The sequence below is a fragment of the Methylobacterium sp. Leaf89 genome, from assembly GCF_001422215.1.
In the GTDB taxonomy this organism is placed as follows: Bacteria; Pseudomonadota; Alphaproteobacteria; order Rhizobiales; family Beijerinckiaceae; genus Methylobacterium.
Window position 1 is genome coordinate 891,585 of record NZ_LMML01000029.1, and the last position, 22,584, is coordinate 914,168.

Here is a 22,584-nt window from a genome sequence, read left to right on the forward strand (position 1 = left end):
GGCCGGGCGTTCAGGGGAGCACAGCATGACGGCGGAAGAGATCGACCAGATGAACCGGGCGCGGGACAGCCTGGCCCGTCAGCGCGCTGCGCTCGCCCGGCGGATCGGCAGCAGCGAGGTCGCGGCGCCCTCGGCGGCCGAGGACCTCACCCGCATCCTCCTTGCCATCGAGGCCGTGGACCGGGCGCTCGTGGATGCCGGCCGACCCTACCTGCGTCCCGAGAGCTGAGGGCGCGGGCGATGGACGAGACCCGGGATGCGAACGGCACCAAGCTCGCAGACGGCGACGCGGTGACGCTGATCAAGGACCTGAAGGTGAAGGGAACTTCGGCGACCCTGAAGCGCGGTACGCTGATCAAGAACATCCGCCTGACCGACGATCCGTCCGAGATCGAGGGCAATGCCGAGAAGGTGAAGGGCCTCGTGCTGAGGGCCGAATTCCTCAAGAAGGCCTGAGGCGGGGCCTCGCCGGCCCCGCGCCGCAGGCCGGCCTGGCGAGCGCCTACTCGTCGGACGCCGTGGAGACGCGGGCGGGCGAGCGGGTCAGGCTGCGGATCGCCCGCAGGGGACGACCGGATTTCTCGGAAATGGCGCGGTCCTGGTCCTCGATGAGCTGGCGGGCCGGCTCGTCGCCGTCGAGGCCGCCGAGGATCTCCATTGGGACGCGCCGGTTGGAGGCGCGGGACTCGTCGTCATAGACGACGTCGAACAGGACGGAGCCGCGCTCCTGCGGTTTCGACTTGGTACGCTTGGCCATGACGGGACGGTGCTCGAACTGCAGGGGTGGGGAAGAGACGCCGACGGCCACGGATGGGCGGGGCGGGTGCGCGTACATCCGGCGTCACCCAGGCCCGGCCTCGTGGCCGTCTCCGATCGAGCGACGCGGGGTCGCGATCGGCATCTGTCTTAAATGGTCTCGCCGTTCCCGCTTGGCAACCCGTTTCGCCGGGTCGCACCGCCTGTCCGCCCGGCCCGGTGTCTGGCACGATGCATGCGCCGCGGAACGGCCGGGCCGGCGTGGCGGCCCCGGCGCACGCCAGATCCGACGGACACGTCGAGTGCCACGGAGCCGGGAGACCGCATGACCGACACGCGACCGCTGACGCGCTTCTCCGTCGAACCGTTGAGCCGGATGACGCGACACCTCTCGGCCGTGGCCTCCGGCCGCGCGGAGCCCGACCGCGTCCTCACCGGCGCCCGCCTGCTCTCGACCTACTCGGAGCGCATCCTGCCGCATCGCGAGGTCTGGATCGCCGGCGGGCGGATCGCGGCGGTGAAGCCGGCGGGAACCTACCGGGGCAATGCGCCCCGGCGCGACCTCGGCGGCGGGCTCCTCGCGCCGGGCCTCGTCGACCCGCACCTGCACATCGAGAGCAGCATGGTCACGGCCTGTGCCTATGCCGAGGCCGCGCTCCTCAACGGCACCACCACGATCGTCTGCGACAGCCACGAAATCGGCAACGTCCTCGACGCCGACGGCATCGCCTGGATGCTGGAGGATGCCCGCGCGGCGCCCCTGAACATCTACCTCACGGTGCCCAGCACGGTGCCGGCGACCTCGCCCGAACTGGAGACCGCGGGCGGCGACCTCGATGCCGCCAAGATCGCGGCCCTGTTCGATGCCTGGCCGGAGGCGATCGGCCTCGGCGAGAAGATGGATTTCGTGGCGGTCTGCGAGGGCGATCCCCGCGCCCATGCCATCATCCAGGCCGCCCTGGAGCGCGGTCGCCCGGTCTCGGGCCACATCTATGGACGCGACTTCGTGGCGGCCTACGCCGCCAGCGGCGTCACCGACACGCACGAGGCGATCGACCGCGACATCGCCGACGACCTCCTGGAGGCCGGAATCTGGATCTACCTGCGCGGCGGCCCGCCGACCACGCCCTGGCACAGCCTGCCGAAAGCCATCGGCACCATCCTGGATTACGGCGCCGCGGCCAAGCGGATCTGCGTCTGCACCGACGACCGCGACGCGCAGGATCTCCTCGCCTTCGGCCTCGACTGGGTCGTGCGCGAGGCGGTGCGCATGGGCGTCCCGAAGGTCCAGGCCTGGTCGATGGGCTCGCTGCACCCCGCCGCCCGCTACGGCCTCGATGGGGAGATCGGCGGCTTCGGCGGCGGGCGCCGGGCCGACCTCGTGCTCCTCGACGACGACCTCGTGCCCCAGTCCACCTGGTACGGCGGGGAGCTCGTGGTCGAGGAACGCCGGATCACGCCGTTGCTCGACGCCGCGCTGTCGCGGCCCTACCGCTACCCCGCGCCGGCCTACGCCACCATGCACCTGCCCGACCCGCTGCCGGCCCTGACCCCGGACCTGCCGACAGGCCCATGCCGGGTCAACGCGATCCGCACCACGCTGCCGGGCATCGAGCTCACCCACGAGATCGTCGACCTCGTGCCCGGACCGGACTGGCCCTCGACCCTCGGGGCCAACGATCTCTGCTTCATCACCGTGATCGAGCGCCACGGCCGGGCCGGCAACGTCGCCCACGGCTTGCTGCGGGCCTTCGGGCTGAAGCGGGGCGCGGTGGCGAGCAGCGTCGGCCACGATTCGCACAACGTCATCGTCGCCGGCCTGAACGAGGACGACATGCGCGTCGCCCTCGATGCCCTCGGCGCGATCCAGGGCGGCGTCTGCGTGGTGGAGGACGGGGCCGTGGTCGCCCTGGTGCCGCTGCCGGTGGCGGGGCTCCTGTCGGACAAGCGCGTCACCGCCGTGGCCGAGGAAGTCCGGATCCTGAAGGAGGCCTGGGACCGGGCCGGCTGCACCATTCCGTATATGGGCTTCAACCTCATCCCGCTCTCGGTGATCCCGGAGATCCGCATCACCGACAAGGGTCTCGTCCTGGTGCCGGGGATGCGGATCGTGCCCCTGTTCCAGGCGGCCTGACGTTTTCCCGCTCCACGCGCGGGAACCAGGGCGGGGTCTCCTCGTTGTCAGGCAGGTCTCAACAGCCTCTCGATCCTCCCAAGCTTACACAGCCTGCATGCCGTGATCGGCGCGCGGGCTGTTTCTTTGTCCCGGGCTTACCCGGACTTGGGATCGCCCGACGATCGGGTGGACGGAAGGGGCGCCAGACCGGTCCTGGGAGTTGCCCCGATGCGTAGTCTTCTCACCCTCATCCTCGTCGGCGCCGTCGCCTTCGTCCTCGTCGGCATGTACGTAGCCCCCGGCCAGCCGGAATTGCGGGCCTGGTACCTGCGCAATGCCTGCGAGCATCTCGACAAGGTGTCGCCGCAGATCTGCGCCCCGGCCCGCAAGGCCGAGAGCGGGGTGCCGACCTGAACGCGATCGACTGGTTCTTTCGCGACCGGAAGACCGGTGCGATCACCATCGGACAATGGCCGAACGCGCCGCTGCTGATCTTCATCGGCTGCGCGCTGGTCGGCTGGCTCGACGGGCCCGGCGGCCGAATCGGTCCCTACCTGCGTATTCTCGGCGCGGCGGCCCTGGCATGGTGGGCCGTCGACGAGGTCGTACGGGGCGTGAATCCGTGGCGGCGGTGTCTCGGTGCCGGTGTCCTGGCCTTCCTGGCCTGGAAGTTGGCGCGGGCGGCCCTCTGAGGGCCCCCTCGCGTCTTGCCGAACCCCGTGCGTCGCCTATTCTCGCTGTCGCGCGTGGCGCGCCGGAGGATTCGCAGGCATGACGTTCTTCATCGGGATCGCGGGGCCCTGGATCGTCATCGCCGTGCTCGAGATGCTGTCGCTCAGCCGCCAGCGCGAGCTGGATGCCGAGGGCCTGGCCCCCGGTGCGTCGTCGCTGAGCGTTGCCCACAGCGCCTACCTCGCTTAACCCGCACCCATCCGAGGCGCGCCGTCCGGCGCCCGGGCGGGATGCGAGGAGCGACGTGGTGCGAGCAGGCGAACAGGCGACCGGCGTGATGCCCGGCCTACGGGGCGTGCGGATCTGGCTCTACGTTCTGGCCGCCCTCGTCGTCGGCATGGTCGCCGTCGGCGGCGCCACCCGCCTGACCGGTTCCGGGCTCTCCATCACCGAGTGGCGCCCCGTCACCGGGGCGATTCCGCCCGTCTCGGCCGAGGCCTGGGCGGCGGAGTTCGACAAGTACCGCGACACGCCCCAGTACCGCATCCTGAACCAGGGCATGGGGCTTTCGGACTTCAAGGTCCTGTATGCCTGGGAATGGGGCCATCGCCTCCTCGGTCGCATCGTCGGCCTCGTCTTCTTCCTGCCGCTGCTCTGGTTCTGGTGGCGCGGCGCCCTGACCCGGCGCCTCGGCCTCGGCCTCCTCGGCCTCGGGCTCCTGGGCGGGCTCCAGGGCGCGATCGGCTGGATCATGGTCGCCTCCGGCCTGCAGCCGGGGATGACCGCCGTGGCGCCCCTCAAGCTCGCCCTGCACCTCACCACCGCCAGCCTGATCCTGGCCGGTCTGGTCTGGCTCGCCGCCGGATTGCGGGCGCCGGACGCCGCCGTCGAGGTCGATCCGCCCCGCCTGCGCCGGACGGCCCTGGCCATCATGACCCTCGTCGTCGTGCAGATCTTCCTCGGCGGCCTCGTGGCAGGCTCGAAGGCCGGTCTCCTCTACAACACATGGCCGACCATGGATGGGCACCTCATCCCGCCGGTCGCGGAGCTCTTCGCCGGGACGCCCTGGATCGAGAATTTTGTCGACAACCTCGCCCTGGTGCAGTTGAACCATCGCCTGACCGCCTACCTGCTGCTGGCGGTGGCCCTCGTTCATGCGTTCGACGCCCGCCGGGCGCGCCCGGGCTCGGGCATGGGCCGCCGGGCAACCGGCATCGCCGCCCTCGTCCTCACCCAGGCCGTCCTCGGCATCACCACCCTGCTGCTGGCCGTGCCGCTCTGGGCCGCGCTCGCCCATCAGGTCTTCGCCATGGCGGTGCTGACGATGGCGACGGTCCATGCCCGGCGAGCGGCCCGATCCCACGTCCCGGCGCCCCTCGGACGCCCGTCGACCCCCTTCGGCTACGAAACGCTCACCGGCAGGACGGCGTGATCGGCCGGGCAGCGTGATCGACAGGGCTCCCTGAGCGACACGGTTGCCGGATCGACGCGAGCGCGTGACGGATGCGGCCGAGGCCCGGCATGTGCGGATCGCCACATCGCGACCGCACTGCAACGAACCACTCTGGCCCCCGCACGTTCGACCCCCGTCGGAACGCGGCCGGAGCCCTCGGGTCCCCCCTCGTCCGACGCCCCTGAACCGCGAGAGGACGATCCCTGCATGCAGGATACCGAGACCCGGCGCACGCCCGCATCCGAGCCGACCCCCTCCGAGACCCGGACGACCTCCGAGACCCGGACAGCCGCCTCCGCCGGTCAGACCCCATCCCCGGCGAAGCGCCGTCACGGCAAGCAGGCCTGGTTGGCCCTCGGCCTGACGGGATTGCTCGGCGCCGTCTGGGCCGTCGCCATCGCGAACCGTTATCCCAACATCCTTCCGGGCTAGTCCTCGCCCGAAGAGATTCCTGTTGATCGCTCCAACTCGGTAGTTGTCGCGGGGAACGCGGCAACAGGTTCAAGCGTAGCCTCAACGGATATACCGGAGGTCGGCGATGCTTTTAGCGGACGACGGACGCCCAACGGGAGTGACCTGGAACTATACCCGGAAAGAAATCCTGGCGGATGGCGCCGTCCACGTCGTGGGTGTCGCCCTCGGCGTCGCGGGTGCCATCGCCATCGTGGTGATCGCCGCCCTCTCGCCGCTCTCGCTCCTCGAGCGTGCCGGGGTCACGATCTACGCGGCCGGCCTCGTCTCGATGCTCGGCGTCTCGGCCACCTACAACATGTGGCCGGTGTCCCGCCGGAAATGGCTGCTGCGGCGCGCCGACCACGCCCTGATCTATCTGATGATCGCCGGAACCTACACGCCCCTGGTCGCCCTGGTGGGCGACGGATTGCCGGCGTGGAGCCTTCTCGGCACGGTCTGGCTGGTGGCGGCGATCGGCATCGCCCTGAAGCTGCTCCTGCCCGGGCGCTACGACCGGGTTTCGATCGGGCTCTACCTCACCCTCGGGTGGAGCGGGGTCGTCGCCTACGACGCGGTGATCGGCCGACTCGGCAGCGATGCCCTCTGGATGCTCGCGCTGGGCGGCGTCCTCTACTCCCTCGGGGTCGTCTTCCACGTCTGGCGCAGCCTGCCGTACCAGAACGCGATCTGGCACGCCTTCGTCCTCGCTGCGACGGCCTGCCATTACGGGACCGTGATGGCGACCGTGATGGGCGCCGGCGCCTGAGGGGCGACCGGGTCCGACGCCGTGCTCGGCGTCGGTCAGAGGTTCGAGGGCGGGAACGACCCTTGGCGCTACTTGCCCGTGCAGAGTCCGCGATCGGCAAGGTTGCGGTGCTCGCGCGGATCGCAATCCGTCGACAGGAACGAGGCCCACTCGGCAGGGGTGCCGTAGAAGGCGTTGCGGTCGACGTCGCCGCGCACGCCCGGCACCCGCCCGGTCGAGGTGAACTGCCACAGCATCCACTTGCGCTTGACGTAGCGCTGCTCCGGCTCGGCGGCCGTGGAGCGGACCCAGTGCGGGTAGTCCGGCAGCTCGTCCTCGAGCACGTCCTTGTGGAAGGTGATGTCGGTGTAGATGATCGGTCGCTTGCCGGTGTAGCGCTCCATCTCGTCGAGCATGTAGCGGATCATCGACAGGGCCTGGGCCTTGGGCAGCTTCTTCGGGCAGAGCTGCGAATGGCCGTTCCACTCCACGTCGAGGACGGGGGGAAGGGCGGTCGGGTCGTTGGGGACGTTCTTCTTGAACCAGGCCATCTGGTCCTGGGCCGAGCGGCACCAGAATACGAAATGGTAGGCGCCCCGCGGCACGCCGGCCTGCGCGGCCCCGTCCCAGTTCGTCCGGAAGCGCTCGTCCACGTGGTCGCCGCCCTCCGTCGCCTTGATGAAGGCGAACTGGGTGCCGGCCGCACGCACCGACATCCAGTCGACGGGACCCTGCCACTTCGAGATGTCGATGCCCTGGACCGGGTGCTGCTTGGCCCGCGCGACGCCGGGATGAGGCTTGGCATCGCCCTTGGTCGGATAGAAATCCGTGGTTCCCGAGCAGGCCGCGAGGGCGGACAGCACGGCCACCGCCGCGCCGCGCCGCAATCCGGCGCGCAAGGCGGTCAGCGGCGCACGCTGGTTCTGACGTGCCGGGGCAGTCCCGTTCCACAGCCGCATCGTTGCCCGACCCACCAGCTTCTACGCGCTACCAATGGCTAAGGGATGACCCGGGCGCGGTTAACAGACCTTTGACGGTAATGCGGCGGATTTCCGGAAGCCGTGTCGGGCAAGCCACATAGGCGGTCGGCATCCACCCTGGCCCCCACGGGCACCACCCCCTAAGTGCAAGTCGTGCCTGCGGGTTTGGGACACAGGAGGGTGCCGTGAAGGTTCTGTTCACCATCGGGTACGAAGGTCTCGATTCCGAGCGCCTGATCGCGGCTCTGAAGGAGGCAGAGGTGGGAACCCTGGCGGATGTCCGCGCCGTGGCGAATTCCCGCAAGCGCGGCTTCTCCAAAACCGCCCTGCGCACCAGCCTGGAGGAGTGCGGCATCGGCTACGCCCATGCCCGCAGCCTCGGCACGCCGAAGGCCGGCCGACAGGCGGCCCGCGCCGACGATGCCGCGCTGATGCGGCGCATCTACTGCGAGGAGGTGCTCGACACCGCCGATGGCGGCCTCGCCCTCGACGAACTCTGTGCCCTGGCCGGCCGCACGCCGATCTGTCTGCTCTGCTTCGAGCGCGAGCCGGCGCGCTGCCATCGCCGCGTCCTCGCCGAGCGGATGCAGGCGCGGGGCTTCACGACGGTGGACCTGTTCGGGTGATGCCCGCTGCCCTCGCCACACGTAGGCCATCGGCGCGTTGACAATCTAGAGTTATCCGGTTTTCACTCAACCGGGGGTGACGATGCCGGATTTGCAATGACGCGCAAGGCGCTGGATCAGACGTTGGGCTTCCTCCGGGCCCTCGACCGGACCGCGAGCACCGACGATGTGGGGCGCCTGCTGGTAACGGAATTCGCGGCGCACGGCGTGTCCCATGCCATGGCGGGGACCATTCCCCGCAAGGGGACGCCGGCGCGGCAGCAGCACGGACACATCCTGGTCAACACCTTCCCGGAGGAATGGGGCCGGCGCTACCTGGCGCGCGGCTACGCCTTCCACGACCCCACGGTCCGTCACCTCGCCCACAGCACGGCGCCCTTCGCCTGGAGCGAGCTGGGCGAGCGGTTCGGCGACGATGCCGGCGCCCGCCGGGTGATGGCGGAGGCGGGCGAGTTCCGCCTGCGCGACGGGATCACGGTCCCGCTGATGACCCTCGACGGCGACATGGCGGGCTTCAGCCTGTCGGGCGAACGCCTCGGGCTGAATCCCGGCGACCGGCCGATGCTCCACCTCATCGCCACCTACGCCTTCGGCCATCTCCTGCGCCTGCGCGGCCCGGCGGGGGCGGCGCGGGCCGCCCGGCTCGCGCCGCGGGAGCGCGAGGCCCTGCAATGGGCGGCGGAGGGCAAGACCGACTGGGAGATCGGCGAGGTCATGGGCATCTCGACCCACGGGGTCGACTTCCACCTGCGCTCGGCCCGGACGAAGCTCGGCACCACCAACCGGACCCAAGCGGTCGCGGTGGCCTTGCGGCGCGGACTGATCACCTGACGCGGCCCCCTCGCGGGGGCCATCGCGACCACCCGCGCAGGGTCCGCCGGCGTCGATCCTACACGCCTCGCGGCGTCGACCTACGGGTTCCCGTAGGTTTGTGACGGTCCCGATCATGTCAGAACCGGCCTCGGAACGGAGGTTTCGACATGATTCAGATCGTGACACCCGCGAATGAATACTGCTTCCGCGAAGAAATGGAACAGGTCTGGCGCCTGAGGCACGCGATCTTCGTCGAGGAAAAGCGTTGGCTCGACCTCGCTCGTCCCGATGGGCGCGAGATCGACCAGTTCGACACGGCCCACGCGATGCACTTCCTCGCCATCGAGGCGGGGCGGGTCATCGGCTACAGCCGGCTCCTGCCGACGACCCGGCCACACCTCCTCTCCGACGTGCTGCCGCAGCTCTGCGAGGTGGCGCTGCCCTGCGGCCACGACACCTGGGAATGGACGCGCCAGGCCGTCGCCCGGTCCCATCGCGGACGGGGCAAGGCGGTGAATCCGGTCTCGCTCAGCCTGCTCTCCGGCATCGTCGAGTGGGGCCTCGCCAACGGCGTGCGCCAGCTCGTGCTGCAAATGCCGACCCTCTACCTGCTGCACGTGGTGCAGCTCCACTTCCGGGCCCGGCCGCTGGGCCTGCCGCAATCGATCAGCGGCGAGGACATCATCGCGGCCACCGCGGAATTCGACGAGCGGACGCTGGCACGCCTGCGCGCCCTCACGGGGCGGACCGACTCCGTCCTCGCTCCGACCTACCCCTACCTCGCCGCCTGACGCGCGGCCGTAAAGGACCTGCCATGCTCACCCTGATCCAGCCGCCGAAGGGCGAGGCCTTCGACGTCCTCGCCGCCCACTGCATCGCGGCGCGGGCCGTCATCGCGGAGGCCGGGACGCCGGTGATGCGGCGGTTGATCGACCTTCTGCTGTTCGAGATCGCCGTCGCCATGGCGGATCCGTCGGACAATCCGGCCCTCGTCCCGGAGCCGGTCGCCTGAGGGCGAACGGGCGGACCGGCGCCGGAGACTTAGCGCCCCATCAGCGCATCCACGTGGGCGGCGACGGAGAGGCCCAGCCCCTTGAGGCTGTAGCCGCCCTCCAGGACCGAGACGACGCGCCCGCCGGCATGGCGATCGGCCAGCGCCATCAGGCGGCGGGTCGCCCAGCCGAAATCGGCTTCGGTGAGCTCGACATGGCCGAGGGGATCGAGGTGGTGGGCGTCGAAGCCCGCCGAGATGATGATGAGGTCGGGGGCATAGGCGTCGAGGCGGCGCAGGATGCCGGCCTCGAAGGCCTCGCGAAAGACCGGGCCGTCGTCACCCGCCCGCAGGGGTACGTTGACGATGGTGTCGTGGTTGCCCCGCTCCGACGCGGCGCCCGTACCCGGAAACAGCGGCATCTCGTGGGTGGAGGCGTACATCACGGAGCGGTCGTCCCAGAAGATGTCCTGCGTGCCGTTGCCGTGGTGGACGTCCCAATCGACGATCGCCACCCGGCTCGCCCCGTGGGCTTCGCGGGCGTGGCGCGCCGCGATGGCGGCGTTGTTGAAGACGCAGAACCCCATCGCGGTCATGCGCTCGGCATGGTGGCCCGGAGGCCGCATGGCCACGAAGGCATTGGCGCACTCGCCCGCCATCACGGCATCGACCGCGTGCACGGCGCCGCCGACCCCGCGCAGGGCCGCCTCGACGGTGCCGGGGGAGAGCAGGGTGTCGCCGTCGATCTGGACGTAGCCCTCCGTCGGCGACGCCTCGATGATCGCCTGCACGTAGGGCACGGGATGGACCAGGGTGGGCACCGAGGTCTCGGCCCTCGGGGCCTGGCCGCGGACCAGCCCGGCGAAGCGCTCGTCCTCGAGGGCCCGCTCCACCGCCCGGATCCGGTCGGCGCGTTCGGGATGCCCTTCCGGCATGGCGTGATCGAGGGCGGACGGGTGGCTCACGTACAGCGTCGTCACGGTCATCCCTTTGCGGCCGCCGATCTGTCGCTTTGAAACAACAGATGATGCCAATGTATCACATCTTGCGCATGATCACGTTGCCGGGATGCGCGCTCGGCTCGGGTTGTGCAAGACCTGTCCGAACACGAATCGATCAGACCGCGCCCGGTGACCGGCGGGTCGAGACAGGCCCTCATCCATGCGCGCGCCCGCCCTTCTCCTCCTGATCGGTACGCTGCTGCCGCTCGGCGCCTGCAACACCCAGACCAGTCCGGGGGCGACCGGACCGCTCGCCGCGGCGCCCGCCCCCTTGAGCGGGCCGGAGCGCGACAAGGCCTGGATGAAGCTCGCGCCGAGCGCCCCCGTCGATCCGAAGATCGCCCGCGCCACCGTGGACTACCCGACGCGGGAAGCGCCCGGAACCGTCATCGTGGTCACCAAGGAGCGGCGGCTCTACTATGTGCTGCCCGACGGCAAGGCCGTGCGCTATCCCGTGGCCGTGGGCCATGCCGGCATGGCCTGGGCCGGGACGGCGGAGGTCGACCGCAAGGGCGAATGGCCGGACTGGAACCCGCCGCCGGAGATGCTGGCCCGCCGGCCCGACCTGCCGAAGCGCCTGGAAGGCGGCCCCACGAGCCCGATCGGGGCCCGCGCCCTCTATCTCGCGGAGGGCAAGAAGGACACGCTGTTCCGCATCCACGGCACCAACGAGCCGGAGAAGATCGGTCAGGCGGTCTCTTCGGGCTGCATCCGCATGCGCAACGACGACGTGGTCGACCTCTACGACCGGGTGCCGATCGGCGCGAAGGTGGTGGTGCGCTGATCCCCCAGAGTTCGTCCGTCGCGGGCGGGGGCGCGTCGAGGGCCGGCCGAACGTCCTGAACCGATCCGGATCGCCGCGACGCCTTCGCCGGGCCCGACCGCAACTGGCCTGCCCCAAGGTCGATCCGATCGCATTCGCGCGTCAGCCGACATGGCCGTCGTTGACGACCATGCGGTTCTCCACGGGTCCGACCTGGAGGAAGCGCCGCATCGAGGCGATGCCCGCCTGGGCGACGTCCGCGCAGACCTTGAGGCATGCCTGGGTGTCGAAATCGACGGCCGGGTCGCGGCCCTCCCGGGCGCCGAACTCGGCGGAGTGGTCGTCCGCGTCCATGCCGGAGGCCAGCACGTCCTTGTCGCGGGCAAGGGTGTCGAGGTCGTTCGCGAGCGGGTTACCGTCGTTGAGCACGATGGTCGCGTCCGAGAACAGGATGCGCTCGAAGCCGCCGATCGCATCGCGGCCCTCCGGCCCGGTCACGAAGGCGAGGGCCCCTCCGCGCTCCAGGCCACGGTCTCGTGCTGCGCCGGGTGCCGGCGCCCGGTCCTCCTCCCTCGTCGAGGAGGCGATTCCTGCCAGCGAAACCGGCCAAGCCCGCAGCGTCGCGTCCGCCAGGGTGCGCAACGCGGTCGATCATCGGCGGACCAACCCGTGCCCGCCCTGGAGCAACGGCCAGGTCGCGCGAAGGAACCGCACGATCGGGGACGTGACGGTCACGCACCACCACGACGACAGCCCTGAACATCCGATCGGCCCATTGGAACCGACGATGCCGATCGGTGCGTCTTGTCTCCGCCTTGCCCAGTCGGGCCCTTCACTGTGATATTTTGGGAGTATAAAATATTTAACCAGTCGCACGGACTGGACTCCCGCTTCCATAGACTGATAAACTGAACTAGTGTTTAGCTTATAACAATACAGACTGGAAAAAAGCCAAGCCAAGATTTGTCGGCTGAATAAAATGCCCGTCCGTGCTGACCGTCGGTCCAGCACGCAATGCGAGCGCATGCCGAAACGGCAGTTCTAGTCTTTGGGGGTCGAATCGTGAATCATCTCAATCGAACACTGTTGGCGTCTGCGGCTGGTCTCGTCGCAGGCTCGTCAGCCTGGGCAGCCGACCGTCCGGCCAAGATGTCTGCGCCGATCGAGTTCGTCCGCGTCTGCAACGCCTACGGCAACGGCTTCTTCTATGTTCCCGGCACTGACACCTGCATCCGGCTCTCCGGACGGGCGCGCTTCGAAACCGGGTACCAGACCGCCTACAGCCGGACCGGGAGTGGGACCTCGTCCCCCGGCGATCTCGCCGGGTACCGCGGCCTCGCCCGCATCAACGTCGATGCGCGCACGCAGACGAGCTACGGCGCCTTGCGGGCCTTCCTGCGCCTTGAAGCCGCGAACCGCACCGGCAGCCCCACGATCCGCTCCAGCACCGTGGAGCGCATCGGCTTTGCATACAACGCCACCGGGCAGGATCAGGCCGGCCGAGTCCAGCAATTTATGAACACCGACAAGGCCTTCATCCAGTTCGCCGGGTTCACGGCCGGACGAGCCTCCTCCTTCTACGATTTCTACGCCCACGACTTCGAGTTCATCGCCGCCACGATGTCGTCGGACGTGAGCTCGACGAATCTCGCGGCCTACACCACCAAGCTCGGCGGGTCGGGCTTCTCCGCAACCGTCTCGATGGAAGACCCGACCTTCCGACGCACCCCGCTCTTCACGGCGGCCAACGCACCGGGCACGACGATCGCCGCCAGCCCGCTCTTCATCGGCTTTGCCACCGACGGCACGCCCACGGGGGTCGGCTTCATCGACGTCGTCCAGCGCAACCGCATGCCCGACTTCGTCGGCGTTCTGCGCTACGATGCGGGCTGGGGCTCCGCCCAGCTCTCGGCGGCCGTGCACGAGCTGAATTACGGCAACCCGGTCGCGGGGGCGTTCGCGGGCACCAGCCTCGGCGCGGCGGTCACGGCCGCCAACAGCGTCGCCGGCCCCGGCCTTGCCACCGCCTATGGCTGGGCCGTCCAGGGCGGCGTCAAGGTCAACACCCCCTTCATCGCGCCCGGCGACGTCCTCTATCTCCAGGCCTCGTACGGCGAGGGCGCGGGAATGTATACCGGGTTCTCGTCCTATACGGGATCCTATGCCGGCAATACCTCTGCGATCCAGGGGTCAGCCTTCAACCAGTACTTCAACGATGCCGTGCTGAACCCGTTCTCGAATCGCCTCGAACTCTCGACGACGTTCACGGCTGTCGCGTCGTACCTCCACTACTGGACGCCCGAAGTCCGTTCGGCCGTCTTCGGCTCCTACGGCGAGTTGAACTTCGCCGTTGGCTCGCGCATGCGGCAGGGTGCATATTACGGCGTCACCGGGGCCGGGCCGGGCGTTCCCGGAACACGCTTCTTCGAGGTCAGCCAGGTTCTCCGGGACAATTACCGCTTCGTCGTCGGCGGAAGCCTGGTCTGGTCGCCCCTCCGCGACCTCGATATCGGCGTCGAGACGATGTACACCCAGTATGGAGTCAGCTCCGGGCGCGTCCTCGACCTGAGCCGGTTCCCGGCGCAGAGCGCGGCCTTCGTCAACAACCCGGCCAACGCGATCCAGACGAAGACCAGCGAGGACACCGTCCAGGTCCGGGCCCGCGTCCAGCGCGACTTCTGAATCCCTCGGTCGGCATCCCGGCGCCGGGTCGGCGACCGCGCATTCCAGGATGCGATGCCCCCGGGATTGTCCAGCGCGCTGCCGAAGGCGGCCGGCCAGGGGCATTCGGGCGTCGCCACTTCCAAACGCGTCGCGCCCGCAATGGCCGTCCCGGGGGCGTCGAAGGCGCCGGGACGGTCGATGCCCCTGCGGCCGGACCTCATTTCAGGACCTCATGCCTGGGCGCGAAGGCGTGACGCGGCGCCCCACGAAACGCTCACGAACACCTGGCGTGCCTGCGAACCCTCGCGTGTGCCATGCCCTGCCTGCATGGCAGGCGCGGGGCGCGCGGGGATGGCGAGGCGGGCAGGATCATCGGAGCGCCCGCCGCCGCCTCGGGGGCGCCGGACGCCCCCGGTCGACGCGCCGGACGCCGCACGGCCCGCCGTGAGCCAGGCCGTCTTCGCCCCGGATGCGCCGGACTGCTTCGCGGCCTACCAAGACCTCTACGCGATCGGCCCGACGGTCTCGCGGATCGGCAACTGCTTCCAGGCCGCCGTGAGGAAGCGCCGCGTCGCCGGATTGCTCCTGCGTGACCGGCAGATCACCGGCGCCGTCCACCAGCGCGAGGCGCCGCGCATCTGGGGCGGCGGGACCTCGACATGCGCGCGGTCGCCTTCGGCTCCGGCCTGTCCCGCAGCGCCCTCTACCGGGCCTTCGCCCCGGTCGGCGGGGTCGGGCACGAGATCCTGCGCCGCCGCGTGGACCGCCTGCGCTCGGCCATCCTGCGCAGCGGCAGGGACGTGCGGATTTCGAACCTGGTCTGGACCCTCGGGTTCGCCACGCCGAGTCATGCCGCGCGGGCCTTCAAGGGCACCTACGGCCTCGCGCCGGGCAGCTCCGCGCGGAGGTCCGGCCCCCGGAGGGGCGCCCCTGGAGGACCTCGAACCCGATCACCTGCGGGACTGGATCCGGGGCCTGAACGGATCGTCCCGGCTCTCCTGAGCGATCCGGTCGGCGCCAGATAGACCTGGCCTCCCGCGACGGCGCCGATTAACAACGCGACCGCAAGAGGGAGAGCCAGACCGATGCAGAGTTTCGTCCGCGCCAAATTGCACGGCCTCCGGGTGACGGGTGCCGACCTGAACTATCATGGTTCGATCACCCTCGACGCGGACTTCTGCCGGGAGGTCGGCCTCGATCCCCTCGAATTCGTCGAGATCTGGAACAAGATGTCGGGTGCCCGGATCAGCACCTACGTCCTCTACGGCGCGGCGGGATCGCGCTGCTGCATCCTGAACGGGGCCGCCGCCCGCACCTGCCAGGTCGGCGACGAGGTCATCATCGCCTCCGCGACCTACGGCTCCATCGAGGACGTGATCGCGCGCAAGCCGAAGGTGCTGATCTTCGGCCCGGACAACGCGGTCAGCGACCGGGTAATCTACGACGTCTTCCGCGACGCCGAGGGACGCCTCGACATGCGCATCCTCGGGCCCGGCATCGCGGGCTGACGGGGCGCTCGCTCCGCCCGCGGCCATCGGAGCGGGGAGGGTGCGCCGGCCCCGGAGCGTCAGGATTTCGAAAGGCTCATTCGTGAGCAGGCTTTAACCTGAACAGTGATTCAGATTTGCCCGTTAACCGCTTGAACGATGCCGTCCTGCATAGTCGAACCATCGACAGGGACACAGACCGGCCAAGATAAAGCCGGGGAGGCATCAAGAGATGATCAACCTTTCGCTTCAGGTTTTCTGTAACCGTATCGTTGCAGCCGATTGCATCACCGCCGAGGACGTCCAAATCCTGGCGCGCGAGATCCTCCCCGATGGCTTCGTGTGCCGCGACGAGGCCGACATGCTGATCGCCCTCGAGCGCATCGTCACCTTCGCGGATACGAGCTTCGGCGACTACCTCGTCGCGTCGGTGGTGGATTTCGCCGTCTGGGGCGAGCGCCCCACCGGCTACATCGATGCGGGCGTGGCCGCCTGGCTGGTGGGCAGCCTGCGCGCCGGCAGCGGCCCGACCCGTCTCGCCGCCCGCCTCGCTCGCGAGGTCGTGCGCGAGGCCCAGGCCAGCGACGAAGCCCTCATCGCCTTCGCGCTGGCAGCCAACCGCGCCACCGCCGAGAGCGACCGGATGCGCGAATTGCTGGCTGCTTAGGTGCCGCCAGCCCCTGATATTTCGCATTCAAAATCATATGGTGCATCGCACCGTGAGATTGTCGGTCGTGGCCGTGCATAAACAGGCCCCCGGCCTGGATCGATCAGCTTCCCGAAGCCGCATAACTGCTTTAACGGGAACCAGCTTGGGCGTTTGCAAGACGCCGCATATTCCCTGACGGACCAGAGTGCGCGGAAAGATGTTCGACAAGATCCTGATCGCGAACCGTGGCGAAATCGCCTGTCGCATCATCAAGACCGCCCGGCGCATGGGCATCAAGACCGTGGCGGTCTACTCGGATGCCGACCGAGACGCCGTGCACGTCGCCATGGCCGACGAGGCCGTGCATATCGGTCCGGCCCCGGCGGCGCAGTCCTACCTGCTCATCGACAAGATCATCGACGCCTGCAAGCAGACCGGCGCCCAGGCCGTGCATCCGGGCTACGGCTTCCTGTCCGAGCGCGAATCCTTCCCGCGCGCGCTGGAAGCGGCCGGCATCGTCTTCATCGGCCCCAACCCCGCCGCCATCGCGGCGATGGGCGACAAGATCGAATCCAAGAAGGCGGCCTCGGCCGCGACGGTCTCCACCGTGCCGGGCTTCCTCGGCGTCATCGAGAGCCCCGAGCACGCGGTCACCATCGCGGACGAGATCGGCTATCCCGTCATGATCAAGGCCTCCGCCGGCGGCGGCGGCAAGGGCATGCGCATCGCCCATTCCTCCGGCGAGGTGGCGGAGGGCTTCGCCCGCGCCAAGTCCGAGGCCGCCTCGTCCTTCGGCGACGACCGCGTCTTCGTAGAGAAGTTCATCACCGACCCGCGCCACATCGAGATCCAGGTGATCGGCGACAAGCACGGCAACGTGATCTACCTCGGCGAGCGCGAGTGCTCGATCCAGCGCCGCAACCAGAAGGTCATCGAGGAGGCGCCGTCGCCGCTCCTCGACGAGGCCACCCGCCGCAAGATGGGCGAGCAGGCCGTCGCGCTGGCGAAAGCCGTGAACTACGATTCCGCCGGCACCGTCGAGTTCGTGGCCGGCCAGGACAAGTCGTTCTACTTCCTCGAGATGAACACCCGCCTGCAGGTGGAGCATCCGGTCACCGAGATGATCACCGGCCTCGACCTCGTCGAGCTGATGATCCGGGTCGCGGCCGGCGAGGCCCTGCCGCTCGGCCAGGCAGACGTGAAGCTCAACGGCTGGGCCGTCGAGAGCCGGGTCTACGCCGAGGACCCGACCCGCAACTTCCTGCCCTCGATCGGGCGCCTCACCACCTACCGGCCGCCGGCCGAAGGCGAGTTCGGCGGCGCCATCGTCCGCAACGACACCGGCGTGGAGGAGGGCGGCGAGATCGCGATCCACTACGACCCGATGATCGCCAAGCTGGTCACCTGGGCCCCGACCCGGGCCGAGGCCATCGAATCCCAGGGCGAGGCGCTGGACGCCTTCGCCATCGAGGGCATCCGCCACAACATCCCGTTCCTCGCCGCCCTGATGGCGCATCCGCGCTGGCGCTCGGGCAACCTCTCCACCGGCTTCATCGCCGAGGAGTTCCCCGAGGGCTTCGTCGCCCCCGAGCCCAAGGGCGCGATCGCCCAGCGCATGGCGGCCGCGGCCGCGGCCATCGACCACAAGATGAACCAGCGCAAGCGCGGCATCTCGGGCCAGATGCGCGATCCGGCCCTGCTGCATTTCGAGCGCGACCGCGTCGTGGTCCTGGCGGGCGAATCCTACCCGGTTACCGTCGACGCCGTCGGCGGCACCCTGATCGTCACGGGCGCCGACGGCACCACCTGGCCGGTCTCCTCCGACTGGCGCCCGGGCGAACCCGTCTGGCAGGGCGAGATCGGTGGGGCCCGCGTGGCGATGCAGGTCCGCGGCCTCCTCAACGGCGTCGCCCTCCAGCACGCCGGCGCCGCGGCCGAGGCCCGGGTCTACACCCAGCGCGAGGCGGCCCTCGCCGCCCTGATGCCGGTCAAGGAGGATGCCGGCTCCGGCAAGCAGGTGCTCTGCCCGATGCCCGGCCTCGTCAAGGCGATCCTGGTCAAGGAAGGCCAGGAGGTGAAGAACGGCGAACCCCTGGCCATCGTCGAGGCGATGAAGATGGAGAACGTGCTGCGGGCCGAGCGCGACGCCACCGTCGCCAAGATCGCCGCCAAGGAAGGCGACAGCCTCGCGGTCGACGCGGTCATCCTCGAATTCGCTTGACGCGCGGCCAGCCCCGGAGCGCGTCGCCTCCCGTCCCGTCCCGGGACGCGGCGCGGCCCGGGCCGGACGCCCTGGACCCGGTCGATGCCCCTCTACTTCGCCTACGGCGCGAACATGGATGCCGGCGCCATGGCCGCGCGCTGCCCGCGCTCGACCTTGATCGGGCAGGGCCGCCTCAACCGGCACCGCTTCATCATCATGCGGGAGGGCTACGCCTCCGTGGTGCGCGACCCACGCGCGACCGTGCATGGTATACTGTGGGATCTCGCCCTCGGAGACGTCCCGGCCCTCGACCGCTACGAGGGCGTCGCCTCGGGTCTCTACATCAAGGCGATGCAGCCGGTCTCGGTGCCGGGCGGTTCGAAGCGGGCGCTGATCTATCTCGGCGGCACCAGCGCCACGGGGGCGCCCCGTCCGGGCTACCTCGAAGCCGTCCTCGCCGCGGCGACCGCCGCACAGTTGCCGGCCGTCTATCGCGCGGAATTACAGGCCTGGCAGCGCGGGCGCGCCGGTTGAGGCATGCTCCCCGGATGGTCTTCGATCGCACGGGTCCGGCTTCGGGCTGTCGAAGACAGGGCAAGTCCGAACGGAGTCCTGCGCCCGCAGGCCCCTCTCCCTCGGCGGCGTGCCATCGCGTCTTCCGGACCGCCGCCGCCCACCGATGCCACGAAGGACAAGACTGCGATGCCCGAGATCCGAACCGTCGCGGTGATCATCCAGGGCCGGGTCCAGGGCGTCGGCTACCGGTTCTGGACGCGCGGCGAGGCGGATCGCCAAGGCCTCTCCGGGTTCGTCCGCAACCGCCCGGACGGGTCCGTCGAGGCCCTGTTCTCCGGAGCCCCCGACGCCGTGGCACGGATGCTGGACGCCTGCCGCCAGGGTCCGCCCGGTGCCCGCGTCACGGACATCGCCGTGACGGAGCCTGCGGTCGCACCGCCGCAGACCGGTTTCGCGATCCGCTGACGCTTCGTCCCGGGTGAGACACATCCGGCCCCCCTTCGTCTGGACAGGGCGTCGGCTTCCGCGCTAGCGCCCGGGCGGGGCGCCCGGCGATCGGTCGTCGAGAGACCGGACGCGATGCTGACCGCCGACTTCTCCTATCTCGACCTCGCGGCCCTCAGCTACTTCGTGGCCGCCTGGGCCGGCTACGGCATCGCGGTGGCGCGCATGCGCGGGCGCCGCACCAGCCTCAGCCAGATCATGAATGCGCAGCGGGCGGAGTGGACGCGCCAGCTCATCGGGCGCGACAACCGCGTGGTCGACACCACGATCAACGCCTCCCTCCAGAACGGGACGGCCTTCTTCGCCTCGACCTCGCTCATCGCCCTCGGCGGCGTCCTGACCCTGTCACGCTCGGGGGACGACGTCCTCACCCTGTTCGGTACGCTCCCCTTCGGCGCCATCGCCACGCGCTTGACCTGGGAGATCAAGGTGGCGGGCCTCGCGGTCGTCTTCGTCTACGCCTTCTTCAAGTTCTCCTGGGCCTACCGGCTGTTCAATTACGGCGCGATCCTCCTCGGCGCGGTGCCGCCGAAAGGTTCGGATGCGACGCCGGAGCAGATGCTCCGCGCGGCGCGCAAGGCGGCCGCGATGAACATTGCCGCCGGAAGCCACTTCGCGCGCGGCCAGCGCGCCTTCTTCTTCGCCCTGGCCTATCTCGGCTGGTTCGTGAGCCCCTGGCTCCTCATGCTGACGACCACCGCGGTGGTGCTGGTGATGTGGCGACGGCAATTCGCCTCACGAATTCGCGCCGCCCTGCTGGCGGAAGACGACGGGACAGGGCAGGGATGGCAGCCATGACGATTCCCAAGAAGCCCACGCGCCAGCGCACCTCCTCCCCGAAGATCCCCGCCGCGAAGGCGCCCCCGAAGGTCGCGGCGAAGCCGGAACCGAAATCGACGGGTCGCCCCGAACGCAAGGGGCCGTCCGAAGTGCTGATCGCGGAGACGATCCTGCGTCTTCTCGCGGCCCGCGAGGCCGGCAAGACCATCTGTCCGTCCGAGGTGGCCCGGGAACTCGGGGGACCGCAGCCGGAGGGCTGGAGCCCCCTGATGCAGCCCATCCGCCGGATCGCCGTGCGGATGACCAAGGCCGGCGAAGTCGCGATCCTGCGCAAGGGAAAGCCGGTTGAAGACCCGGATGATTTCCGCGGCGTCTATCGGCTCGGGGCCGCGGCCCCGGCGCCGGACGAGGCCTGAGGCGCCGGTAGCAGGGCATCGGTGTAGCCGCTGAGCCGATAGGCGACGAGGCCGAACCACTCCTTGGTCACGATGTCCAGGAGCGCCAACCCCTCAGACGCGAAGGCATTGACGTGCAGGACGTCTCGCCAACCGCCGGTGCGATAATCCACGGGATAGGCGGTGACGGCGAAGCCGGCCTCGCGGAAGCAGCCGATCGCCCGGGGCATGTGCCAGGCCGACGTGACCAGAAGCCAGCGCTCCCCCGGCTGCGGCTTGACCATGTCGGCGGTGAAGCGCGCGTTCTCGCGCGTGTTGCGCGAGCGATCCTCTAGGATCAGCCGGGTGCGCGGCAGCCCCATCGTGTCGGCGTAGCGACCGACAATCTCGGACTCCGAGGCCTTGCTGCCGCCGAGGCTGCCGCTTCCGCCGGTGAAGACGAGACGGCTCTGGGGATAGCGCCGGGCCAGATCCGCCATCGCGACCTGTCGCTCGGCCGCGTCGTTGAGGAGGAGTTGTCCCCGATCCGCCGAAAGCCGGGTCTCGATCGCACCGCCGAGAACGATGATCCCGGTGACCGGTGCACCATCGTCGACGAATGCGGGAAATCGCTCCTCGAGCGGCAGGGCGATGAGGACGGGCAGGGGTGACAGGCCGGCGACCAAAAGGAACATGGCCGCCAGGCCGCCGATCCAGAGCCCGCTCCGAAGCCATCCCCCTGTCGCCAATCCGATCCCCAGCAGGACGAGCAGGGCAAGGGCGTTCGACGGCGTCACAAGGAAGTACAGCAGCTTCGACAAGGGAAAGAACATGCACGGGCAACCGGAGCGGGTGGGCAGGTGAGGCGTGATACCGCAACGGCCGCGGCCTTGTCCCGCGCGTTACCGAGTAGCGCGAACCAGCGCATCGGACAGAGGCGAACCGAGACATCGTCATGCCCACTCGCATAGACGATGGAGCTGACAAATCCGTCCCGGATCAGCCCTACGCAAGGACCACCGATTGCACTTGATCCGCGAACGGCTTAGGTTAATTTCATGGAGTGGGATAAATTCCCACGGGTAATATTGTCAATGCCACGCTTTTTCATCGACCTCCACGACGGAGCCAATTTCGTCAAGGACAAGGTCGGATTCGAATTGTCCGACGAGGATGCGGTGCGCACGAAGCTCGTGCGCATCATGGCCAAGATCGCGCAGGAATTCAGCGTCGAGACCGAGCGACAGGACTACCTGGCGATCGTGCGGGGCGAAGAGGCGCAGGTCCTGTTCCGGGCCCATCTCTCGCTCGATATCGAGCGGGTCGACGGCGCGGTCGAGGTCATTCCGGACGAAGCCTGACGACGTCCGACCGACGCGCGGTGATTTTCGTCCCGGCACGTCCTTCTCGGAAGCCGCTGTCTCGGTGGCAGTAAGAACTCGGACGATCGTCCTGCACCGGTACCGCGGAGCCGTCAGTGCCCCTGCGGCCTTACAGGAAGACTTTCGGGGAGGGCGCCCGACGGCCTCACCGACCGTAGATATCCTCGACGCGGATGATGTCGTCCTCGCCGGTGTAGGAGCCGACCTGGACCTCGATGAGCTCCAGGGGGATCCTGCCCGGGTTGGTCAGGCGGTGCATCGAGCCGATCGGCAGGTAGATCGCTTCGTTCTCGTGCACCAGCACCACCGAGTCGTTCAGTGTCACCTCCGCCGTCCCCTTGACCACCACCCAGTGCTCGGCCCGGTGGAAGTGCTTCTGCAGCGACAGCCGTCCGCCCGGCGTCACCATGATCCGCTTGACCTGGAAGCGCTCGCCGATGTCGATCCGCTGGTACCAGCCCCAGGGCCGGTACATCCGCCGATGGGCGTCCGCCTCCGGGTGAGCCTTCTCACGCAGGCGGGTGACAAGGTCTTTCACCTGGCCCGAGCGGGCCTTCGAGGTCACCAGCACGGCGTCGGGGGTCGTGACCACCACGACGTCGTCGAGCCCCACCACCGTCGTCAGGTGCTCGCCCTCGCTGTGGATCAGGCTGCCA

General features: G+C 69.3%; 29 protein-coding genes. 22 read left to right on the forward strand and 7 right to left on the reverse strand.

Going from position 1 to position 22,584, the window contains the following annotated elements:
* The first annotated feature begins 25 nt into the window (after nucleotides 1-25).
* Nucleotides 26-229 carry a hypothetical protein gene (locus ASF18_RS19495; RefSeq protein ID WP_056211367.1) on the forward strand — a complete coding sequence of 68 codons (204 nt, stop codon included), beginning with the start codon at nucleotides 26-28 and terminating at the stop codon, nucleotides 227-229.
* 11 nt (nucleotides 230-240) lie between these two features.
* Nucleotides 241-456 carry an alkylphosphonate utilization protein gene (locus tag ASF18_RS19500; protein ID WP_056211370.1) on the forward strand — a complete coding sequence of 72 codons (216 nt, stop codon included), beginning with the start codon at nucleotides 241-243 and terminating at the stop codon, nucleotides 454-456.
* Between the two features lie 46 nt (nucleotides 457-502).
* Here the strand turns inward: ASF18_RS19500 and ASF18_RS19505 are convergent, their stop codons facing one another.
* Nucleotides 503-757: a hypothetical protein gene (locus tag ASF18_RS19505; RefSeq protein ID WP_056211374.1), complete on the reverse strand. Its 255-nt coding sequence runs from the start codon at nucleotides 755-757 to the stop codon at nucleotides 503-505.
* A gap of 324 nt (nucleotides 758-1,081) precedes the next feature.
* Here ASF18_RS19505 and ASF18_RS19510 point away from each other — a divergent pair, with 324 nt between their 5' ends.
* The 6 genes from ASF18_RS19510 to ASF18_RS19530 all read left to right on the forward strand — a co-directional run bounded on the left by ASF18_RS19510 (nucleotide 1,082) and on the right by ASF18_RS19530 (nucleotide 6,216).
* Nucleotides 1,082-2,890 carry an adenine deaminase C-terminal domain-containing protein gene (locus ASF18_RS19510; RefSeq protein ID WP_056354223.1) on the forward strand — a complete coding sequence of 603 codons (1,809 nt, stop codon included), beginning with the start codon at nucleotides 1,082-1,084 and terminating at the stop codon, nucleotides 2,888-2,890.
* Nucleotides 2,891-3,100: 210 nt separating this feature from the next.
* Nucleotides 3,101-3,286 carry a hypothetical protein gene (locus tag ASF18_RS19515; RefSeq protein WP_056211377.1) on the forward strand — a complete coding sequence of 62 codons (186 nt, stop codon included), beginning with the start codon at nucleotides 3,101-3,103 and terminating at the stop codon, nucleotides 3,284-3,286.
* Between the two features lie 357 nt (nucleotides 3,287-3,643).
* Nucleotides 3,644-3,793 carry a hypothetical protein gene (locus tag ASF18_RS24350; RefSeq protein WP_200917650.1) on the forward strand — a complete coding sequence of 50 codons (150 nt, stop codon included), beginning with the start codon at nucleotides 3,644-3,646 and terminating at the stop codon, nucleotides 3,791-3,793.
* 88 nt (nucleotides 3,794-3,881) lie between these two features.
* Nucleotides 3,882-4,976, forward strand: coding sequence for a COX15/CtaA family protein (locus ASF18_RS19520; RefSeq protein WP_056354227.1), 1,095 nt, complete (start codon nucleotides 3,882-3,884; stop codon nucleotides 4,974-4,976).
* Between the two features lie 228 nt (nucleotides 4,977-5,204).
* A complete protein-coding gene (locus tag ASF18_RS23945) occupies nucleotides 5,205-5,429 on the forward strand; it encodes a hypothetical protein (RefSeq protein ID WP_056354230.1) in 225 nt (74 codons plus the stop codon).
* A gap of 106 nt (nucleotides 5,430-5,535) precedes the next feature.
* A complete protein-coding gene (locus tag ASF18_RS19530; protein WP_056211384.1) occupies nucleotides 5,536-6,216 on the forward strand; it encodes a hemolysin III family protein in 681 nt (226 codons plus the stop codon).
* Between the two features lie 68 nt (nucleotides 6,217-6,284).
* Here ASF18_RS19530 and ASF18_RS19535 read toward each other — a convergent pair whose 3' ends face one another.
* Nucleotides 6,285-7,154 carry a GH25 family lysozyme gene (locus ASF18_RS19535; protein WP_056211385.1) on the reverse strand — a complete coding sequence of 290 codons (870 nt, stop codon included), beginning with the start codon at nucleotides 7,152-7,154 and terminating at the stop codon, nucleotides 6,285-6,287.
* 215 nt (nucleotides 7,155-7,369) lie between these two features.
* Here ASF18_RS19535 and ASF18_RS19540 point away from each other — a divergent pair, with 215 nt between their 5' ends.
* From ASF18_RS19540 to ASF18_RS19555, 4 genes are all read left to right on the forward strand, one after another.
* Nucleotides 7,370-7,801 carry a DUF488 domain-containing protein gene (locus ASF18_RS19540; protein WP_056354596.1) on the forward strand — a complete coding sequence of 144 codons (432 nt, stop codon included), beginning with the start codon at nucleotides 7,370-7,372 and terminating at the stop codon, nucleotides 7,799-7,801.
* A 96-nt stretch (nucleotides 7,802-7,897) separates the two neighbouring features.
* A complete protein-coding gene (locus ASF18_RS19545; RefSeq protein ID WP_056211387.1) occupies nucleotides 7,898-8,632 on the forward strand; it encodes a LuxR family transcriptional regulator in 735 nt (244 codons plus the stop codon).
* A 149-nt stretch (nucleotides 8,633-8,781) separates the two neighbouring features.
* Nucleotides 8,782-9,405 (forward strand): acyl-homoserine-lactone synthase, encoded by a 624-nt coding sequence (locus tag ASF18_RS19550; RefSeq protein ID WP_056211389.1) that lies wholly within the window; start codon nucleotides 8,782-8,784, stop codon nucleotides 9,403-9,405.
* Nucleotides 9,406-9,428: 23 nt separating this feature from the next.
* Nucleotides 9,429-9,626 (forward strand): hypothetical protein, encoded by a 198-nt coding sequence (locus ASF18_RS19555; RefSeq protein WP_056211391.1) that lies wholly within the window; start codon nucleotides 9,429-9,431, stop codon nucleotides 9,624-9,626.
* Between the two features lie 29 nt (nucleotides 9,627-9,655).
* Here ASF18_RS19555 and ASF18_RS19560 read toward each other — a convergent pair whose 3' ends face one another.
* Nucleotides 9,656-10,585 (reverse strand): histone deacetylase family protein, encoded by a 930-nt coding sequence (locus ASF18_RS19560; protein WP_056273632.1) that lies wholly within the window; start codon nucleotides 10,583-10,585, stop codon nucleotides 9,656-9,658.
* Between the two features lie 181 nt (nucleotides 10,586-10,766).
* Here ASF18_RS19560 and ASF18_RS19565 point away from each other — a divergent pair, with 181 nt between their 5' ends.
* Nucleotides 10,767-11,390, forward strand: coding sequence for a L,D-transpeptidase (locus tag ASF18_RS19565; RefSeq protein ID WP_056211393.1), 624 nt, complete (start codon nucleotides 10,767-10,769; stop codon nucleotides 11,388-11,390).
* Between the two features lie 141 nt (nucleotides 11,391-11,531).
* Here the strand turns inward: ASF18_RS19565 and ASF18_RS19570 are convergent, their stop codons facing one another.
* Nucleotides 11,532-12,011, reverse strand: coding sequence for a hypothetical protein (locus tag ASF18_RS19570; protein ID WP_056354233.1), 480 nt, complete (start codon nucleotides 12,009-12,011; stop codon nucleotides 11,532-11,534).
* 507 nt (nucleotides 12,012-12,518) lie between these two features.
* Here ASF18_RS19570 and ASF18_RS19575 point away from each other — a divergent pair.
* Complete coding sequence (locus ASF18_RS19575; protein WP_244472758.1) at nucleotides 12,519-14,051, forward strand: porin; 1,533 nt, start codon at nucleotides 12,519-12,521, stop codon at nucleotides 14,049-14,051.
* Between the two features lie 485 nt (nucleotides 14,052-14,536).
* Here the strand turns inward: ASF18_RS19575 and ASF18_RS24405 are convergent, their stop codons facing one another.
* Entirely contained in the window at nucleotides 14,537-14,773 is a 237-nt protein-coding gene (locus ASF18_RS24405; RefSeq protein ID WP_210166759.1) for a hypothetical protein, read from the reverse strand.
* 345 nt (nucleotides 14,774-15,118) lie between these two features.
* On the opposite strand from ASF18_RS24405, the gene ASF18_RS19585 reads away from it, so the two are divergent.
* The 7 genes from ASF18_RS19585 (at nucleotide 15,119) to ASF18_RS19615 (ending at nucleotide 20,588) form a co-directional block, all read left to right on the forward strand.
* On the forward strand, nucleotides 15,119-15,541 hold the full coding sequence (locus ASF18_RS19585) for an aspartate 1-decarboxylase (protein WP_056354242.1): 423 nt from the start codon (nucleotides 15,119-15,121) through the stop codon (nucleotides 15,539-15,541).
* 211 nt (nucleotides 15,542-15,752) lie between these two features.
* Nucleotides 15,753-16,187: a hypothetical protein gene (locus ASF18_RS19590; RefSeq protein WP_056211400.1), complete on the forward strand. Its 435-nt coding sequence runs from the start codon at nucleotides 15,753-15,755 to the stop codon at nucleotides 16,185-16,187.
* A gap of 199 nt (nucleotides 16,188-16,386) precedes the next feature.
* Complete coding sequence (locus ASF18_RS19595; RefSeq protein WP_056272398.1) at nucleotides 16,387-18,390, forward strand: acetyl/propionyl/methylcrotonyl-CoA carboxylase subunit alpha; 2,004 nt, start codon at nucleotides 16,387-16,389, stop codon at nucleotides 18,388-18,390.
* Nucleotides 18,391-18,474: 84 nt separating this feature from the next.
* A complete protein-coding gene (locus ASF18_RS19600; protein ID WP_056354245.1) occupies nucleotides 18,475-18,906 on the forward strand; it encodes a gamma-glutamylcyclotransferase family protein in 432 nt (143 codons plus the stop codon).
* 168 nt (nucleotides 18,907-19,074) lie between these two features.
* The gene (locus ASF18_RS19605) at nucleotides 19,075-19,353 is read left to right on the forward strand and encodes an acylphosphatase (protein ID WP_056354248.1); all 279 of its coding nucleotides are present in this window, start codon (nucleotides 19,075-19,077) and stop codon (nucleotides 19,351-19,353) included.
* 114 nt (nucleotides 19,354-19,467) lie between these two features.
* The gene (locus tag ASF18_RS19610; RefSeq protein ID WP_055953252.1) at nucleotides 19,468-20,190 is read left to right on the forward strand and encodes a DUF599 domain-containing protein; all 723 of its coding nucleotides are present in this window, start codon (nucleotides 19,468-19,470) and stop codon (nucleotides 20,188-20,190) included.
* A gap of 131 nt (nucleotides 20,191-20,321) precedes the next feature.
* Nucleotides 20,322-20,588, forward strand: a complete 267-nt coding sequence (locus ASF18_RS19615) for a DUF3253 domain-containing protein (RefSeq protein ID WP_056211492.1) — start codon at nucleotides 20,322-20,324, stop codon at nucleotides 20,586-20,588.
* Here ASF18_RS19615 and ASF18_RS19620 read toward each other — a convergent pair.
* Nucleotides 20,546-21,379 (reverse strand): YdcF family protein, encoded by an 834-nt coding sequence (locus ASF18_RS19620; RefSeq protein WP_056354251.1) that lies wholly within the window; start codon nucleotides 21,377-21,379, stop codon nucleotides 20,546-20,548. The two genes, ASF18_RS19615 and ASF18_RS19620, sit on opposite strands and share 43 nt — an antisense overlap.
* A gap of 261 nt (nucleotides 21,380-21,640) precedes the next feature.
* Between ASF18_RS19620 and ASF18_RS19625 the strand changes: the two genes are divergently transcribed.
* Nucleotides 21,641-21,907 carry a hypothetical protein gene (locus ASF18_RS19625; protein ID WP_056211408.1) on the forward strand — a complete coding sequence of 89 codons (267 nt, stop codon included), beginning with the start codon at nucleotides 21,641-21,643 and terminating at the stop codon, nucleotides 21,905-21,907.
* Between the two features lie 166 nt (nucleotides 21,908-22,073).
* Here the strand turns inward: ASF18_RS19625 and ASF18_RS24890 are convergent.
* On the reverse strand, nucleotides 22,074-22,584 hold a 511-nt coding region (locus ASF18_RS24890; protein WP_244472759.1), incomplete at its 5' end, for a cupin domain-containing protein.

What these genes read in the sequence shown, in the direction of transcription:
- ASF18_RS19515 (WP_056211377.1), top strand. Translation starts at nt 3,101, where the DNA reads ATGCGTAGTCTTCTCACCCTCATCCTCGTCGGCGCCGTCGCCTTCGTC.
- ASF18_RS19595 (WP_056272398.1), top strand. Translation starts at nt 16,387, where the DNA reads ATGTTCGACAAGATCCTGATCGCGAACCGTGGCGAAATCGCCTGTCGC.
- ASF18_RS19530 (WP_056211384.1), top strand. Translation starts at nt 5,536, where the DNA reads ATGCTTTTAGCGGACGACGGACGCCCAACGGGAGTGACCTGGAACTAT.
- ASF18_RS19625 (WP_056211408.1), top strand. Translation starts at nt 21,641, where the DNA reads ATGCCACGCTTTTTCATCGACCTCCACGACGGAGCCAATTTCGTCAAG.
- ASF18_RS19555 (WP_056211391.1), top strand. Translation starts at nt 9,429, where the DNA reads ATGCTCACCCTGATCCAGCCGCCGAAGGGCGAGGCCTTCGACGTCCTC.
- ASF18_RS19510 (WP_056354223.1), top strand. Translation starts at nt 1,082, where the DNA reads ATGACCGACACGCGACCGCTGACGCGCTTCTCCGTCGAACCGTTGAGC.
- ASF18_RS24350 (WP_200917650.1), top strand. Translation starts at nt 3,644, where the DNA reads ATGACGTTCTTCATCGGGATCGCGGGGCCCTGGATCGTCATCGCCGTG.
- ASF18_RS19535 (WP_056211385.1), bottom strand. Translation starts at nt 7,154, where the DNA reads ATGCGGCTGTGGAACGGGACTGCCCCGGCACGTCAGAACCAGCGTGCG.
- ASF18_RS19605 (WP_056354248.1), top strand. Translation starts at nt 19,075, where the DNA reads ATGCCCGAGATCCGAACCGTCGCGGTGATCATCCAGGGCCGGGTCCAG.
- ASF18_RS23945 (WP_056354230.1), top strand. Translation starts at nt 5,205, where the DNA reads ATGCAGGATACCGAGACCCGGCGCACGCCCGCATCCGAGCCGACCCCC.
- ASF18_RS19565 (WP_056211393.1), top strand. Translation starts at nt 10,767, where the DNA reads ATGCGCGCGCCCGCCCTTCTCCTCCTGATCGGTACGCTGCTGCCGCTC.
- ASF18_RS19495 (WP_056211367.1), top strand. Translation starts at nt 26, where the DNA reads ATGACGGCGGAAGAGATCGACCAGATGAACCGGGCGCGGGACAGCCTG.
- ASF18_RS19500 (WP_056211370.1), top strand. Translation starts at nt 241, where the DNA reads ATGGACGAGACCCGGGATGCGAACGGCACCAAGCTCGCAGACGGCGAC.
- ASF18_RS19585 (WP_056354242.1), top strand. Translation starts at nt 15,119, where the DNA reads ATGCAGAGTTTCGTCCGCGCCAAATTGCACGGCCTCCGGGTGACGGGT.
- ASF18_RS19590 (WP_056211400.1), top strand. Translation starts at nt 15,753, where the DNA reads ATGATCAACCTTTCGCTTCAGGTTTTCTGTAACCGTATCGTTGCAGCC.
- ASF18_RS19550 (WP_056211389.1), top strand. Translation starts at nt 8,782, where the DNA reads ATGATTCAGATCGTGACACCCGCGAATGAATACTGCTTCCGCGAAGAA.
- ASF18_RS19575 (WP_244472758.1), top strand. Translation starts at nt 12,519, where the DNA reads ATGTCTGCGCCGATCGAGTTCGTCCGCGTCTGCAACGCCTACGGCAAC.
- ASF18_RS19600 (WP_056354245.1), top strand. Translation starts at nt 18,475, where the DNA reads ATGCCCCTCTACTTCGCCTACGGCGCGAACATGGATGCCGGCGCCATG.
- ASF18_RS19620 (WP_056354251.1), bottom strand. Translation starts at nt 21,379, where the DNA reads ATGTTCTTTCCCTTGTCGAAGCTGCTGTACTTCCTTGTGACGCCGTCG.
- ASF18_RS19610 (WP_055953252.1), top strand. Translation starts at nt 19,468, where the DNA reads ATGCTGACCGCCGACTTCTCCTATCTCGACCTCGCGGCCCTCAGCTAC.
- ASF18_RS19520 (WP_056354227.1), top strand. Translation starts at nt 3,882, where the DNA reads ATGCCCGGCCTACGGGGCGTGCGGATCTGGCTCTACGTTCTGGCCGCC.
- ASF18_RS19505 (WP_056211374.1), bottom strand. Translation starts at nt 757, where the DNA reads ATGGCCAAGCGTACCAAGTCGAAACCGCAGGAGCGCGGCTCCGTCCTG.
- ASF18_RS19545 (WP_056211387.1), top strand. Translation starts at nt 7,898, where the DNA reads ATGACGCGCAAGGCGCTGGATCAGACGTTGGGCTTCCTCCGGGCCCTC.